Here is a 15,933-nt window from a genome sequence, read left to right as displayed (position 1 = left end):
CCTTATGCTTGTCTTTTCGAAAGGATGATATTAACCAATGTGAGTTCCTGGATGGATGACAGCTCCTTTCTTAACGACAACAATTCCATCTTGTACAGAGTGCGTGTCATAGTCTCCATCTGCCAGATGTTTTCCACCAATAATACGAACATTATCACCAATGTAACAGTTCTTATCAATAATCGCTCGATCGATATGGCAATATTTACCAATTCCTAAATTAGGACTGTGCGTCCTATCATTTTCAATAATTTCAGCAGTGTCTTGATAATAATCCGCTCCCATTATATAAGAGTTGATGATAGTACTACTTCTATCGATTCTTGTTCGGTTTCCTATAATTGAATTTTCAATTTTATCTGCCATGATGATACATCCGTCAGCAAAAACCGCTTTATTAACATAAGATCCCATCACTTTGGAAGGAGGTAACATTCTTGCTCTTGTGTAAACTGGTGATTTGCTAAACAAATTGAATTTTGGAAAATCTTGACAAAGATCTAAATTAGCTTCGTAGAAACTTTCAATTGTACCTATATCTGTCCAATAACCGTCATATTGAAAACTTAAAGTCTTATACTTACCAATTCCGTTAGGAATAAAGTCCTTTCCAAAGTCATCACCCGCATCTTCTTCGAACATTTTTTTCAACACTTTTTTGTTGAAAACATAGATTCCCATAGAAGCTAAATATTCTTTGCCTTGACTTCTGCTTTTTTCAGAAACTTCGGATTTCCAATCGTGCAACAAGTCAGTCGATGGTTTTTCGATAAAAGAAGTGATATTACCATCTTCTTCGGCCTTCAAAATACCAAAACCTGTAGCATCCTTTGCATTAACAGGAATCGTTGCAATAGTTACGTCTCCCTGATTAGCTTCGTGGAAATCAATCATCTCTCTGAAATCCATCTGATACAATTGATCTCCAGATAAAATCAAAACATAATCATAATCATACTTGTCCATGTGTTTCATGGACTGTCTTACTGCATCTGCAGTTCCTTGATACCATTGATCGTTTTCAACGTTTTGCTCTGCTGCCAAAATATCAACAAATCCCTTACTAAAGATATCAAAATGGTAAGAGTTCTTGATATGAGAGTTAAGCGAGGCTGAGTTGAATTGTGTTAAAACCAAAATTCGGTTAAATCCAGAATTCAAACAATTAGAAATTGGAATATCAACCAAACGGTACTTTCCTGCAATAGGAACAGCAGGCTTCGAACGTGAGTAAGTTAATGGAAACAAACGTGTGCCTCGACCTCCTCCTAAAACAACGGAAATAACATTGTGCTTCATACTAGATAGTTTTTCTATAATTTTTTTTGATTGAATTTGACAAATAAAATCACCTCATTTGACAACGAATTTTACGCATGTACCAATGATAACAACGAAAAAACATCATCAAGCAGGACTCATCTTAAAGTCTGTATAAATTTACATAATTTTCTGCAGATTTCTCCCAAGAAAAATCAAATTTCATGTTATTTTTTACCAAATCATGCATGATTTTTTCCTGACGATAGATGCTTAAGGCTCTGTGCATTGCATGAACAGCATCATCTGCTGTTGCGTTGGCAAAATTAAGACCCGCTCCTCCAGTCGAAATATCGGACACTGTATCTTTAAGCCCCCCAATATATCTTACCACAGGCACTGTCCCGTATCTCATCGCATACATCTGATTAAGTCCACAAGGCTCTACTCGTGATGGCATCAGCAAAAAGTCCGAAGAGGCATAAATCCTGTGCGACAAAGCTTCTTTGTAACCTAAGTCCAATGCAAAATTTACATAATGATAGTCCAAATCCTTTAATTGATCTTCGATATCCCTTTGACCAGAACCCAAAATCATAATATTAATTCGTCCCTCGGTCTGCTGGATGGATTTCCAAACAATCTCAGGTAACAAGTCCGCCCCTTTTTCTCCAGCAAATCTTCCGATAAATGAAAATAGCGGCAAATCAGGATTAAGTCCATATTCCTTGCAAAGCAATTCTTTATTGGCTTTTTTGGCTTTAATGGCATCATCTATTCCAAAATTAATCTCCACATAAGGGTCCGTTTCTGGATTCCAAACTTCGGTATCAATGCCATTAACAATTCCATGAGCTTTTCTATGTTCTTGCTGAACCAGACTCTCTAAACCTCTTAGCGAATGATACAATTCGTCCATATACCCCTTCGAAACAGCATTGAAGGCGTGACAACACTTCAACATCGTCGCCAATGGATTAATATATCCTGCCCAATCTAGAAGTCCCCACTTCCAACCGTCAAACCATGGAAAATACTTCGCCATTTCCCAATTCATCTGTCCTTGATACTCTCCGTTATGGATAGTCCCAATCGTTTTTACTCCTTTTAGAAATCTAAAATCGGGACAGTTCTCAATCATGAACGGAACCAAACCAGTATGATAATCATGGCAATGCAATACATCGGGTCTAATCTCCATTGCTGACAACCAATGTAAAACTCCATGTTGAAAAGCTAAAAACTGTTGACTCTCATCCCAATAACCGTAAGGGTTATCCCTATCCAAAAGCCCTGGTATCCTCACCAAAAAAAGATCAAAACCTAAAGTTCTGCCAACTTCTTTCATTACCTGAACTTGGTACATACTGTGATTTTGATGGATAAAACCATCAAAAACTACTTCGAAATCTTGTTCCCAAACAAAGGGTTTATTATACCACGGCATCACCACCTTTGCATCGATGCCCTCAATTTTGTTTAAATACTTTGGTAATGCTCCTACAACGTCTGCAAGTCCTCCGACTTTAGCAACAGGATAACACTCCATGCTAAGATGATAGATCGTCATACTATTTCTTATTAGTGATTTTTTTCGCTTCTTCAAGTACTTTCTTAGTACGAGAAGTTCTCGATTTGGATTCTATTTTTTCTTCTGATTCAGTAGCCTCTTTAATTGTTGAAGATTTGGTTCTTGACGCTCTTCTATTAAGAATCGCTGAATCATCTTTTTCTTTAATTTTTCTTGAAGACATTTTGGCTTCAGTTCCTGCTTTTGAAACCGTACTTGCTGAAACAATACTTTCCGAAACGTCTGATTTCTTAGGTTTAGAAACTTTTTTCTTCGCAGAGGTCACTGTTATTTTCGGTTGATTTCCTTCTCTTTTAACAGTACGTTTTTCTAAAACCTTTTGTGCAGTTATTTTTTCTTCCTTTTCAGGAGTGGTAACAGTCTTTGCAGAAATTTTCTTTACAGACTTATTTTTTTTTACCTTTTTCCGCTTCAACACTAGCCCAGAAAGTGCAGGTAATTTGAGGATTATCGCATTAGGACGGAACATCCATTCATCATCTTCCTCATCTACAATTTCAGCAACAACACCGCTTCCACCATAGATTTCATCATCAGAATTAAGGATTACCTCCCAATTAGTCCCTTCATCAACACCAATTTTGTAATCAAATACTCTCGGAGTCAAATTAAGTACTGTCATAGTCACTTCCTCCTCATCAATGCTCTTTCTCAAAAAGACGTAGATAGAATTATCATTATCATTAGCTTCAACCCACTCAAAACCATAAGGACTGAATTGGTTTTCGTACAACGATTTTTCGGTTTTATAAAGAGTATTAAGTTCTTGCACAAATCTTTGCAAACCTTTGTGAACAGGATATTCTAAAAGATGCCAATCTAGTGATGCGGCGAAATTCCATTCGTTGGTTTGTCCAAATTCATTACCCATAAATAGCAACTTCGCTCCTGGATGCATGTACATATAAGTATAAAGCGCCCGAAGATTTGCAAATTTTTGCCATTCGTCACCCATCATTTTATAAATCATACTTGCTTTTCCATGTACCACCTCATCATGCGAAAGTGGCATCATATAATTTTCATTATACATATACATCGACGCAAATGTCAACTTGTGATGATGGTATTTTCTATGAATTGGGTCTTCTTTAAAGTACTTCAAAGTATCATGCATCCAACCCATCATCCATTTCATCCCAAATCCAATACCTCCATCATGGACAGGTCTTGTCAACATCGGAAAATCTGAACTTTCCTCTGCAATCGTCATGGTGTCAGGATATTCTTTGTAAACGGTAATATTGAATTCTTGTAAAAAATCTTTAGCTTCGAGGTTAACATTTCCTCCAAATATGTTAGGCTCCCATTGTCCTTCATCTCTTGCATAATCAAGATACAACATAGATGTCACTGCATCTACTCGGAGTCCGTCTGCATGATATCGGTCTAGCCAAAACAATGCATTAGAAATCAAAAATGATTTCACTTCTGGTCTTCCATAATTAAATAAGTGTGAATTCCATTGTGGATGAAATCCCTTTCTTGGGTCTTCGTGTTCATATAGATAAGTCCCATCAAAGTAATGCAATCCGTTAGCATCTCCTGGAAAATGCGAAGGAACCCAGTCAAGAATTACTCCAATATCATTTTTGTGCAATTCGTCGATCAGAAACATTAAATCTTGTGGACTCCCAAACCTTGAATTAGCTGCAAAAAAACCAGTTACCTGATAACCCCAGCTTGGTTCGTAAGGATGCTCCATAACAGGCATAAATTCTACGTGAGTAAAATTCATTTCCTTAAGATAAGGTATCAGTCTTTCCGCAATCTCTCTATAATTAAAAAACCTTGTTGGATCATCAATTCCGCGCATCCAAGAGCCGAGATGCATTTCGTAAACTGATATTGGCGCATCTAGAGTATTCTTCTTATAACGGTTTTTCATCCAATCTCCATCTGTCCAATCATACCAATTGGTAGAAACTAATGAAGCAGCTTGCACATTTTGCTCCCAGCTTAATGCATAAGGGTCACTTTTTTCCAACAAAACCCCCTTGTTGCTTCTAATGGCGTATTTATATAACGTTCCCCAAGAAAGACCGGGTATAAAGCCTTCCCAAATCCCAGAACTATCCCAACGTGGATACAGTTTATGAGTTTCGGAATGCCAATTATTAAAGTTTCCAATTACAGAAACTTCTTTTGCATGCGGTGCCCATACAGCGAAATAAACACCTTGATTACCGTCATGCTCAACGGAGTGAGAACCCATCTTTTCATAAAGTCGAAAATGTCTTCCTTCTTTAAATAAATAGATGTCATGTTCTGTGAATAGAGAAAAGGACTGAACGGAGTTCATATCATTTGAAGTTTTATTCGTTATTAATTTTAGAAAAAGAAGAATGCTTCCTTTTCATTCCTTACTATAAGGTAATATTAAGTTTCTTTCAAATCTATTAAAAATAAATGACTCAGCGAAAATGTTTGTCATGAAAGATTTCATGAATTGAGAACAAAAAAAGTACATCTCTTTGATGTTAAACCCCAAAATACAATCAACCTCCAACTACTAAAATCACTCAATAATTTCAAATAATTCTTCATATTTATCAAAAAAGCAGAAAATTATTATATTTGTTGAATTCAATCCATCAATTATATGAAAAAAATCTATTTTATTAACCTATTTCTTCTTTTGTTTGCTTTTTCTTGTCACAACGATGAAACAGTATCACCTATAGAAGCCCCCGAGATTTCCACTGTGAACTTTGATATTAGTCAAGTTCCCTATGCAAAACTATCGACCTACTCATTCTTCAAAGGAGATCTAAAAGATCAAAATCCTTCCTACAAGGTAATTCCATATGAACCTGCAAGCACCCTATTTACCGATTACGCATTAAAAAAACGCTTTATTTGGATGCCATCCGGGACAACCGCTACTTATGACGGAGATGATAAAACCTTGAACTTTCCTGTGGGAACCGTTTTGATTAAAAATTTCTACTACGAAACAATGCAACCCAACAATACAACCAAAATTATCGAAACTCGACTGATGATTAGGAAGTCAACTGGTTGGATTTTCGCAGAATACCTTTGGAATAATGAGCAAACTGAAGCATTCCTGGTTTCAGGAGCTGATTTCGCAAGTGGAAGTTCACAAAATATCACTTTTAAAAAACCAGATAACTCGATTGTCAATACCGATTACCGAATTCCTTCTGAAAACGAATGCTTTGCCTGTCACAAATTGGATAATCAACCGATACCTATTGCTACGAAACCTCAAAACATGAACGTGAATTTCGCATACAAGGAAGGAATGAAAAACCAGCTACAAAAACTAGTCAATGAAGGGTACCTCGCAAGCTATCCATCCAATATTGTATCTACTGTTAATTATAAAGACGCAACAAAACCTCTTGACCTTCGATTAAGATCTTATCTTGATATTAATTGCGCTCATTGCCACCAAGACAATGCAAGATGTGATTATCGAGCTATCCGATTAAGTTTTAATAAAACTGCTGATTTGCAAAACCTTGGAGTATGCATTAGTGCAGATGAGCCGGTTGATCCAAGCATTGAAAAAATTATAAAAGCTGGAGATTATAGCAAATCCGTTATGAACTACAGATTAGCCTCTGACGACGAAAGCATCAGAATGCCTTTGTTGGGCCGAACTATTGTTCATGATGAAGGACTATTGCTTTTACAACAGTACATTAATTCACTGACACCTCCATGCAACTAATATTTAACAAAATGAAAAGAAAACTATCCTTGATATTAGCGTTATTCTGCTTCGGATACGCAATTGCTCAAAATACTTGTTCGTCAGCAACAAGCATTGGCCTAGGTACACATACTGTTCCTGGAATTGCAGGAAGCATATTAAGTGGAACCTCTTGTGGTGTAGCATCAGGACCTAACGCAATTTGGTATAAACATACCGCTACAGCCAACGGAATGATTACTGTTTCAACCGTCATTCCTGGTCAAAATGTTAATACGCAAGTAAGAGTCTACAATGGCTATTGTTACAGTAATTATTGTATTGCAGCCAATGACGATTATAATGGTAGCACGTCTTCGCAAGTAAGTTTCATGGCCTATACCGATTCAACATACTACATTGCATTTGATAATTTGTATTCAAGTTCTGGATTTAATTTTACCATAAGCCAACAACTAAGAACAACTAATCTCACTTTCACTTCTCAAGCAGCACCAGTAACAGGAAGTCTCAACAATTGTATCGTGGATATGAATGGTGATTACCTAGATGATTACGTTTCTGTTATTAACAATACACAGCTATCAATTAGCTATCAACAGACCAATGGAACCTTTAACACGGTAGCTTACACACATCCTACAACGACAGTAACTCCAACTTGGAGTATCGCTGCTGGCGACTATGATAATAACGGCTACAATGATTTGATGTATGGTTCAGGAAGCGGAATTGCATTTTTGAAAGCCAATCCTCTCGGTACCGGATATCTTGCAGACAGAAAAAACGAATCTTTCTTGACCCAAAGAAACAACTTTGTAGACATTAATAAAGATGGTAAACTAGACGCATTTGCTTGCGACGACAACGCACCCAACAGATACTATATCAATGACGGAACTAATCTCAATCATAACCAAGGAGGAATGGGAGATTTCCCTTCAGGAGGAAATTACGGTTCCAATTTTATCGATTTTGACAATGATGGCGATATGGACTTGTATATTGCAAAATGTAGTGGCGGTGGTTCTGGACCTGGAGGAAACATAGACGAATTACATCGCAATAATGGAAACGGAACATTCACCAATATAAGCGCTAGCGCCAACATGGCCAATGCAACACAGACTTGGTCTGCAGCTTGGGGAGACTTCAATAACGACGGATGGATGGATGCTTTAGTTGGGATTAATTCCACCTCTAACGGACTAAGCAAAGTCATGAAAAATAATGGAAACGGAACATTTACTGATTTATCTATTGGTTCCGGATACGATGTCGCAACCAACTTAAGTCGCGAATATGTTACTTATGACTTCGACAACGATGGCTATTTGGATATTTTAGGAGCAGGAAATACCATCATGTTTGGAAATGGAAATTTCCAATTCTATCCTAATCCTAGCTCTTACGCTCTTAATTATTATGACCGTCCCATTGGCGATATGAACAACGATGGTTTTCTAGATATCCAAAGCGGAAATCAAATTTTGTTAAACAATGGCAACTCCAACAAATGGTTAAAAGTTACTCTGCAAGGTAACCAGAGTAACAGAAATGGAATTGGAGCGAGAGTCGAAATCTACGGAAGCTGGGGAAAACAAATCAGAGATGTACAAAGTGGTGTTGGTTTCCAAAATATGAATACCTTAAACACCCACTTTGGAATTGGGACCGCAACAACCATTACCAGCGTAGTTATCAAATGGCCTTCTGGAGCAGTTGATACCATTAATAATGTAACACCTAATACCAGGCTGCATGTTGTTGAAGGCTCTACATTAGCGGTTGACGAGATATCAAATAATTCCAAGTCATTAATCGTCTATCCTAATCCGACAGACGGAATCCTATATTTAGAATCCGACAAAGATTTTGAACCTACCACTGCAACCGTTTTGGATACAAGTGGAAGAATTGTTCTGAAGGAAAATGTAGAAAGAAATTCCATCGATATTTCAAACCTAAAATCAGGAAATTACATCCTCACTTTACGAGATAAAAATGGAAATTCGGTATCTAAAAAAGTAATTAAAAAGTAAGAAATACGAAATAAAATTCATTGATTCCTGCAAAAATACTTTTGCAGGAATTTTCTTTTTAAACTTCCTATTAAATTAGGAGTACTACTAGAATTAGCAGAACTTGGTTGTGAAAATCATTAGATTACAAAAGGCATTACAACAATTCACTTCACTACTGCACTTCTTCCAAAAATAATTTCTATTTTTAAACCTTTAAAAAAATTTGAGCGAGAAAGAATGAGATTCAATGTAAAGACCGACGATAGGGATGACCGACCAATATATATCACTGGAAATTTCAACAAATGGAATTCAAAAGATATTGATTTTCAACTAAAAAAAGGAGAAGAAGACCTCTTTTACATCGATATTGATGATGCCATTTTACCTGAAAAACTAGAATATAAATTCACTAAAGGTGGTTGGGAAAATGTAGAATTAGATAAATTTGGAAATATCTCACCTAACCGAAAAGCAGATAAATCGAAAGAAGTTAACGATATTGTAGAAAAATGGAGATTTAACTGGGGACCATTCAAGCAAGAGTTTTTCCCAATTGTAGAAGTCGTTTCAGAAGAATTTTATATTCCCCAACTTGACCGTTACCGAAAAGTATGGGCTCTTCTCCCCTTCGATTACCATGAAACAGATAAATCTTACCCTGTTCTTTATCTACAAGACGCTCAAAATCTCTTCAATGAAGGAAGCGAGTATGGAAACTGGGAGATTGATAAAAAGCTTTCTATTTTAGCAGAATATGGAAGAGGTGACCTTATCGTTATTGCCGTAGACCATGGAAATGATGATAGAATCAAAGAATTTATCTTCGATAACGACAATGTCTCTAATGGCTCAGAAGGGAAAAGATATATCCGTTTCATCACCGATACTTTAAAACCATACATCGACCAAAACTATAGAACTAAAAAAGACCGAGAACACACAGGAATCGGAGGAAGTTCTTTGGGCGGACTCATCAGTATTTACAGTGGATTTTTGTATCCTGAAGTTTATTCAAAATTGATGATTTTCTCTCCTTCTCTTTGGGTCGAACCTAATAACAATTTCCCAATGGTGCGTTTTAGAAGTCCTTACAAAACGCAAGTTTATCTTTACGGAGGTGAGCAAGAAGGCTCCAAAATGGTAAAAAGAATTAAAACATTCGAGCAAAGTTTGCACCAGTGGGAACTTCAAAATTTATTTGATTTCGAAATCAAAATATCCATCAATGATGAGGGAACTCACAGCGAATTCTTCTGGTCACAGGAATTTCCGCGAGCAATAGAATGGCTATTCTACGATAACATAGAAAACCCCGCAGAAGTAGCACCACATCAAAAAATGGAAAATTACGAAGCCAACGACTAATAACTTTATACAATCAAAAACATTAAAAAAAATGATTAAAATTCTCAATAAAGCTCAAAAAACTTATACTCAGCATATTTCCTTATTCACCGAAGAATTATGGACCAAAGAGAAAAAGAAATTCCCAAAAAGCATGGATTCTTTCTTCTCTGGAAAACGCGATCAGTTCTTTGTTGTCAACGAAGACAAAACAGTTCATTATTTGATTGGACTGGGGACTGAGAATTTTAAAGATTTTGAAATCCAAAAAACCGCAAATCAGTTCTCCCAAAATTACAAAAAACAGTTGCAATCAACCCCGACAAAAATTGATGCTGACTTCCTCAATGAGGTTCAATTTGAGAATTTGACCAAAGGTTTATTTTTGGGAACCTACAGTTACTTGAAGTCGAAGGAACACCCTTTTTGGAACGAAAAATTCGAAATTCATTTTGTGAATTTAGCCCCAAAAAACCTTGATAAAATTGCAGAAAAAACAGCAGCACTTTGCAGCGGTCAGTTTTCTTGCATGGATTGGCTCAACAAACCTGCTAACTTCAAAACAGCCGAAATATTCAGTGAGTACCTTAAGAATTTAGCCAAAGAAAAAAAACTAAAATATACCAGCTTTAACCGGAAAAAATGCGAAGAACTAGGACTTGGAGCTTACCTTTCCGTTAATCAAGGAAGTGCTAAAGATGCCGCTTTCACTATTCTCGAATACAAATCTTCAGAAAAAACCGCAAAAACCATTGGACTTGTTGGGAAAGCGGTATTATTCGACACTGGTGGAATCTCCATCAAAGACTCGCAGAATATGCACTATATGAAGTCCGATATGGGTGGCGCTACAGCCGTTTTAGGAGCCTTGATTACTGCCGCTGATACAAAGCTTCCTGTCAACATTATTGCCATCCTACCCATTACTGACAATGCTGTGTCAGAAACTGCGTATCTACCAAGTGACGTTATTACCGCTTATAATGGAAAAACCATAGAAGTTCTCAACACCGATGCAGAAGGAAGAATGACACTTGCAGACGGACTTTCTTATTTAGCAAAAAATTTCAAAACCGACGCCCTCATTGACCTTGCAACCCTTACAGGAAGCGCTGTAAGAATGTTTGGAGATACTTGTGGTGCGTTATTCTCTAATAATGACACGTTAAAAAACCAACTCATCCTATCAGGAGACAACACCAATCAAAGACTTTGGAACCTTCCATTGTGGGACATTTGGACCAATGACTTCCAATCCGACGTTGCGGACTTCAAAAATATTTCCATGAAACCTATTGGAGACTGCATTGTCGCAGCCAAATTCCTAGAGCAATTTATCGAGAATCATCCCAACTGGGCACACCTTGATATCGCTGGAGTAGCCTTTGGAAATGTCAATTATGCCAAGGAAAAAGCTGCAACGGGGTATGGTGTGCAATTATTGATGCATTTTCTCGAAAATTTTCGCTAAAAAATTAGGCAATTAAAAAAATTCGCTGTATTATTGAATTTAGAATTCCATTATTGGAAACATTCTTAAAAAAACATTGTTGATTTTTTAACAAAAATTTCAATTCTTTTTTGAAAATTCAACAATATCTAAAAAAACAAAACTATGGCGAAAAAGACGATTGTCTGTATCTCTTGTTATTATAAAGGGTACGACTTCATGGACGAGATGCATCGTCTCGGTAACAAAGTAATCCTCATTACTTCTGAAAACATCAAAGAAAAAAACTGGCCGTGGCATGCCATCGACGAGGTTTTTTACATGCAGGAAGTTTCTCCTTCTGTCTGGAATCTAGACCATCTTATCCAGGGTTTCTCATTCTTAATGAAAACCCGAAAAGTGGACGTAGTCGTTGCACTTGATGACTATGATGTAGAGAAAGCAGCATTGGTACGAGAAACTTTCAGAATTCCTGGAATGGGACAGACCACGCATCGGTATTTCCGTGATAAGCTGGCAATGCGACAACAGGCAAAAACAACAGGAATTAGCGTCCCAGAGTTCACTGCTATATTTAATGATGACGAAATAAGAGATTTCACGCAAAAAGTCCCAGGTCCGTGGGTACTGAAACCTCGTTCTGAAGCTTCTGCAAGCGGTATCAAAAAAATCCAATCAGAAGCCGAACTTTGGCCAGTGATCGAAGGTCTTGGCTCGGAAAGGCATCTTTTTTTATTAGAAAGCTTCAAGCCAGGAGATGTTTTCCACGTTGACAGTTTGGTGTACAATAAGGAAATTGTCTTCACTTGTTGCTCGAAATATTTGGCTCCACCAATGAAAGTTTCTCACGAAGGAGGAGTCTTCCGCTCGAAAACACTTGATAGAAAGTCACAACAATTTGCAGACCTTCATAAAATCAACACGCAGGTTTTAGGAAACTTTGGAATGGTTCATGGAGCAACACATAGCGAATATATCAGAGGCGAAGATGGCAAATATTATTTCCTAGAAACATCCTCAAGAGTTGGTGGGGCGCACATCCCTGACTTGGTTGAAGCAGCAACTGGAATCAATATCTGGAAAGAATGGGCAAGGCTGGAAACCGCGTTGATGGCTGACCAAAAATACACGGTTGCTGAACCTACAGAATTCTATGCGGGATTAATCATTGCTTTAGCCAAAGAGCTTCACCCTGACACTACTGAATTTGAGTGTGCAGAAATTGACAAATTTCTTCCAATTGAAAATCATATCGGGATTGTTTACAAATCTGCAGAAGAGCAGAAGATCCAACAACGATTGGATGAAGCAGCACTCATTATTACAGAAAAAATTCTGAACATCTTACCTCCTAAAGACAAACCAACGTCTTAACGAAGGTTTTACTTTTTTAGAAAAATAACTTTAATCAAAAATTATATAACAAAAACTCTACATATGCCAAGAATAGAACACACGGATTATTATTCTCACATTTTGGGATTCAGTTTGAAAGTAGAAGTTACCGGACACTATGGCTACCCAGTAATCATGTTCCCAACTTCACAAGGACAATACACCCAGAATCATGATTTTAAACTCAATGACAGCGTAAATTGGTTTGTTGAACAAGGAAAAATCAAACTTTATAATATTCAGACCATTGATGCTATCAGCTTCTATGATAAAGGAATCCATCCAGCGGACAGAATCCGAAATTATGAATTATGGGTTCAGTTTCTGCGCCAAGAATTTATTCCATACATCCAGAGATTACATCAAACCCACCGAGTAGCGGTAGCTGGAGCCAGTTTTGGAGGCTATCATGCTGCCAATATTGCATTCCGTTTTCCTGATTTGGTATCTCATTTATTTTGTCTTTCCGGTGCTTTTTCTATAAGAAATTTCATGGATGGATATTCGGATGACTTGGTATATTTCAACTGCCCTCGCGAATTTGTCAAAAACGATGAAGCTTGGAAATACAAACATATGCATATCGTACTTTCGACCTCTGACCAAGATATCTGTCTAGCACAGACCAAAGAAATGGCAGGAATTCTTGCATCAAAAGGAATCAATCATTGGTACGACGAGCAAAAGTGGATTTCTCACGATTGGCCTTTGTGGAACATGGTGTTCCCTATGTTCATAGGTAGATTTTTTGGATAAAATTTTTAAACCAAATAATAAATGGGATTATACAAGCAACCCACAAAAACTGCAGTAATCATCTTTATTAGTCTTTGGCTACTTGCAAGTACCATTTTGATTTGGGCAGCATCTTCTGGATTTACAAAAAGTCCATTTCAAGGAATGAACATCTTGTATTTCCTTTTAATCATAGGGTCATCGGGAAGTGTTATTAGACTAGTAAAAAATTATAGAAAACAAAAAGAATAAATAAACTAAAAAATAAAAAAATTATGGCAAAGAAAGTAGGAATCTTATTCGGAATGGAAGACACATTCCCATGGGCTTTTATAGACAAGGTTAATGAGTTAGGAAAAGGCGAAATTGTTGCTGAACCTGTACAAATTGACAAATTAGAACAAGGTGCAGACTACGGTTATGCAGTTATTATAGACAGAATTTCTCAAGACGTACCATTCTACCGAGCGTATCTTAAAAACGCAGCTCTTAATGGAACTTACGTTATCAATAACCCGTTTTGGTGGAGTGCAGATGAGAAATTTTTCAACAATGCTTTGATGAGCAAATTAGGTATTCCTTTACCAAACACCGTGCTTTTACCTTCAGCTGATAGACCAGCAAACACTCAGGAAACATCATTCAGAAACTTGAAATTCCCTCACGATTGGGATTATATTTTTGACTATGTTGGTTTCCCTGCTTACATGAAACCACATGATGGTGGAGGTTGGAGAAACGTTTACCGAGTAGAAAGTCCAGAAGACCTTTGGGAAAAATTGGGTGAAACTGGAGAATTGGTAATGATGGTTCAGGAAGAAATTGTATTCGAAGATTATTATCGTGTGTATTGTTTAGGTAAGAAGTACGTACATATCATGCCTTACGAACCGAGAAACCCGCATCATCTTCGTTATGCTACAACTCACAAAACAGAAGGCGAAGCGAGAGAAAAATTATTAAAAACGATCCACGACTACACCATCAAAATGAATGAAGCACTTGGATATGATTTCAATACAGTAGAATTTGCAGTAAGAGACGGTATTCCATACGCCATCGACTTCTGTAATCCAGCTCCAGATGCAGACAGAAACTCTGTTGGTGAAGAAAATTTTGCTTGGATTGTAGAACACGCAGCCAAATTTGCAGTAGAAAAAGCAAAAGAATACGAGCCAGGAAAAGCGAATATCTCTTGGGGAACATTCGTTAAGGACTCGGTAAAAAAGTAATTCGGAGGCCAATGGATTATTGGCTCAAAAACACAAACTAATTTAAAACTATTTCACTATGGAACCACATAAGTTTACCATAGGTGTTGAAGAGGAATACCAAATCATTAATAAAGATACCAGAGACTTAGTTTCTCACGTTTCCAAAATTATTGAAGGAGGAAAAGCCCATCTAAGCGAACACTTAAAACACGAAATGCACGAATCCATGATTGAGATGGAGACGGGGATTTGCGATAATATCAAAGAAGCAAAAGCGGAATTAACCAAACTCCGCTCCCACCTCATCAGTATAGCACACGAGCAAGACCTTCGTGTTGCAGGGGGAGGAACGCATCCTTTTTCCAATTGGGAAACCAATACTATAACTCAAGGAGAAAGATATATCAAAATTGTGGATGACATGGGGGATGTTGCAAGAGGAAATTTAATTTTCGGCTTGCACGTACACATCGGAATTCCTAATCGTGAAGAAGGAGTAAGAATCCAAAACGTAATGCGTTACTTTCTTCCTCACATCTACGCGCTTTCGACCAATTCACCTTTTTGGATTGGAAGAAACACTGGTTTCAAATCCTATAGACAGGAAGTTTTTGTTAAATTCCCAAGAACTGGGATACCAAGCTACTTTAGTAGTTTAGCAGAATTCGATAGCTATGTCGACCTCATGGTAAAAACCGGAACTATCGATAATGCTAAGAAAATATGGTGGGATTTACGAGTTCACCCATTCTATCCAACGATAGAATTTAGGATTTGTGACATGCCATTACGTTTGGATGAGACGGTTTGTCTAGCTGCTATTATGCAAAGTTTGGTAGCAAAAATCTACAAACTACACCAGCAAAACCTAAGCTTCCGAAGTTACAGAAGATTGCTCCTTAACGAAAACAAGTGGAGAGCTTCGAAAGATGGAATCCACGCGCATCTAATTGACTTTGGAAAAGAAGAAAGTGTGCCTTACAAAGATTTGCTTGGCGAATTATTAGGCTTTATCGACGATGTAGTTGATGAACTCGATTGTCGAGAAGAGGTCGAATACGCTTGGAAAATCATGGAAAGAGGAACAGGTGCGGACAGACAATTGAAGGTATTTGAAGAAACTGGAGACCTTAACAGTGTTGTGGATTATATGATTGCTGAAACCGAGTACGGAATCACCCATCACAACGATTAATTGTTTTTTATTAATTTTGCACAGAAAATAATAGAAAGTA

Annotated in this window: 12 protein-coding genes; 9 read left to right on the top strand and 3 right to left on the bottom strand. The window is 37.3% G+C overall.

Annotated elements, in window-relative coordinates; genetic code table 11:
* Positions 1–30 precede the first annotated feature (30 nt).
* The 3 genes from AC4AGG_RS00130 to glgB all read right to left on the bottom strand — a co-directional run bounded on the left by AC4AGG_RS00130 (position 31) and on the right by glgB (position 5,153).
* A complete protein-coding gene (locus AC4AGG_RS00130) occupies positions 31–1,299 on the bottom strand; it encodes a glucose-1-phosphate adenylyltransferase (protein WP_489769931.1) in 1,269 nt (422 codons plus the stop codon).
* A 124-nt stretch (positions 1,300–1,423) separates the two neighbouring features.
* On the bottom strand, positions 1,424–2,830 hold the full coding sequence (locus tag AC4AGG_RS00125; protein WP_489769930.1) for a glycogen synthase: 1,407 nt from the start codon (positions 2,828–2,830) through the stop codon (positions 1,424–1,426).
* 1 nt (position 2,831) lies between these two features.
* The gene (gene glgB, locus AC4AGG_RS00120; protein ID WP_489769929.1) at positions 2,832–5,153 is read right to left on the bottom strand and encodes a 1,4-alpha-glucan branching protein GlgB; all 2,322 of its coding nucleotides are present in this window, start codon (positions 5,151–5,153) and stop codon (positions 2,832–2,834) included.
* A gap of 300 nt (positions 5,154–5,453) precedes the next feature.
* Here glgB and AC4AGG_RS00115 point away from each other — a divergent pair, with 300 nt between their 5' ends.
* From AC4AGG_RS00115 to AC4AGG_RS00075, 9 genes are all read left to right on the top strand, one after another.
* Complete coding sequence (locus tag AC4AGG_RS00115) at positions 5,454–6,551, top strand: hypothetical protein (protein ID WP_489769928.1); 1,098 nt, start codon at positions 5,454–5,456, stop codon at positions 6,549–6,551.
* A gap of 11 nt (positions 6,552–6,562) precedes the next feature.
* Complete coding sequence (locus tag AC4AGG_RS00110) at positions 6,563–8,575, top strand: FG-GAP-like repeat-containing protein (RefSeq protein WP_489769927.1); 2,013 nt, start codon at positions 6,563–6,565, stop codon at positions 8,573–8,575.
* 219 nt (positions 8,576–8,794) lie between these two features.
* Positions 8,795–9,925: an alpha/beta hydrolase gene (locus AC4AGG_RS00105; RefSeq protein ID WP_489769926.1), complete on the top strand. Its 1,131-nt coding sequence runs from the start codon at positions 8,795–8,797 to the stop codon at positions 9,923–9,925.
* 31 nt (positions 9,926–9,956) lie between these two features.
* Positions 9,957–11,375, top strand: a complete 1,419-nt coding sequence (locus tag AC4AGG_RS00100) for a leucyl aminopeptidase family protein (RefSeq protein ID WP_489769925.1) — start codon at positions 9,957–9,959, stop codon at positions 11,373–11,375.
* 144 nt (positions 11,376–11,519) lie between these two features.
* Complete coding sequence (locus tag AC4AGG_RS00095) at positions 11,520–12,728, top strand: ATP-grasp domain-containing protein (protein WP_489769924.1); 1,209 nt, start codon at positions 11,520–11,522, stop codon at positions 12,726–12,728.
* A gap of 63 nt (positions 12,729–12,791) precedes the next feature.
* Entirely contained in the window at positions 12,792–13,505 is a 714-nt protein-coding gene (locus AC4AGG_RS00090) for an alpha/beta hydrolase-fold protein (RefSeq protein WP_489769923.1), read from the top strand.
* 21 nt (positions 13,506–13,526) lie between these two features.
* The gene (locus tag AC4AGG_RS00085) at positions 13,527–13,736 is read left to right on the top strand and encodes a hypothetical protein (protein ID WP_489769922.1); all 210 of its coding nucleotides are present in this window, start codon (positions 13,527–13,529) and stop codon (positions 13,734–13,736) included.
* A 23-nt stretch (positions 13,737–13,759) separates the two neighbouring features.
* Complete coding sequence (locus AC4AGG_RS00080; protein WP_489769921.1) at positions 13,760–14,716, top strand: ATP-grasp domain-containing protein; 957 nt, start codon at positions 13,760–13,762, stop codon at positions 14,714–14,716.
* A 58-nt stretch (positions 14,717–14,774) separates the two neighbouring features.
* Positions 14,775–15,893: a carboxylate-amine ligase gene (locus AC4AGG_RS00075; RefSeq protein WP_489769920.1), complete on the top strand. Its 1,119-nt coding sequence runs from the start codon at positions 14,775–14,777 to the stop codon at positions 15,891–15,893.
* Positions 15,894–15,933: the final 40 nt, after the last annotated feature.

It is taken from the genome of Chryseobacterium sp. CG10_8, from assembly GCF_058117085.1.
Note: the sequence above shows the minus strand (reverse complement) of the source record. Positions and strands in the feature narration are given on the sequence as shown.

What these genes read in the sequence shown, in the direction of transcription:
- AC4AGG_RS00085 (WP_489769922.1), top strand. Translation starts at nt 13,527, where the DNA reads ATGGGATTATACAAGCAACCCACAAAAACTGCAGTAATCATCTTTATT.
- AC4AGG_RS00125 (WP_489769930.1), bottom strand. Translation starts at nt 2,830, where the DNA reads ATGACGATCTATCATCTTAGCATGGAGTGTTATCCTGTTGCTAAAGTC.
- AC4AGG_RS00090 (WP_489769923.1), top strand. Translation starts at nt 12,792, where the DNA reads ATGCCAAGAATAGAACACACGGATTATTATTCTCACATTTTGGGATTC.
- AC4AGG_RS00130 (WP_489769931.1), bottom strand. Translation starts at nt 1,299, where the DNA reads ATGAAGCACAATGTTATTTCCGTTGTTTTAGGAGGAGGTCGAGGCACA.
- AC4AGG_RS00095 (WP_489769924.1), top strand. Translation starts at nt 11,520, where the DNA reads ATGGCGAAAAAGACGATTGTCTGTATCTCTTGTTATTATAAAGGGTAC.
- glgB (WP_489769929.1), bottom strand. Translation starts at nt 5,153, where the DNA reads ATGAACTCCGTTCAGTCCTTTTCTCTATTCACAGAACATGACATCTAT.
- AC4AGG_RS00115 (WP_489769928.1), top strand. Translation starts at nt 5,454, where the DNA reads ATGAAAAAAATCTATTTTATTAACCTATTTCTTCTTTTGTTTGCTTTT.
- AC4AGG_RS00105 (WP_489769926.1), top strand. Translation starts at nt 8,795, where the DNA reads ATGAGATTCAATGTAAAGACCGACGATAGGGATGACCGACCAATATAT.
- AC4AGG_RS00110 (WP_489769927.1), top strand. Translation starts at nt 6,563, where the DNA reads ATGAAAAGAAAACTATCCTTGATATTAGCGTTATTCTGCTTCGGATAC.
- AC4AGG_RS00075 (WP_489769920.1), top strand. Translation starts at nt 14,775, where the DNA reads ATGGAACCACATAAGTTTACCATAGGTGTTGAAGAGGAATACCAAATC.
- AC4AGG_RS00100 (WP_489769925.1), top strand. Translation starts at nt 9,957, where the DNA reads ATGATTAAAATTCTCAATAAAGCTCAAAAAACTTATACTCAGCATATT.
- AC4AGG_RS00080 (WP_489769921.1), top strand. Translation starts at nt 13,760, where the DNA reads ATGGCAAAGAAAGTAGGAATCTTATTCGGAATGGAAGACACATTCCCA.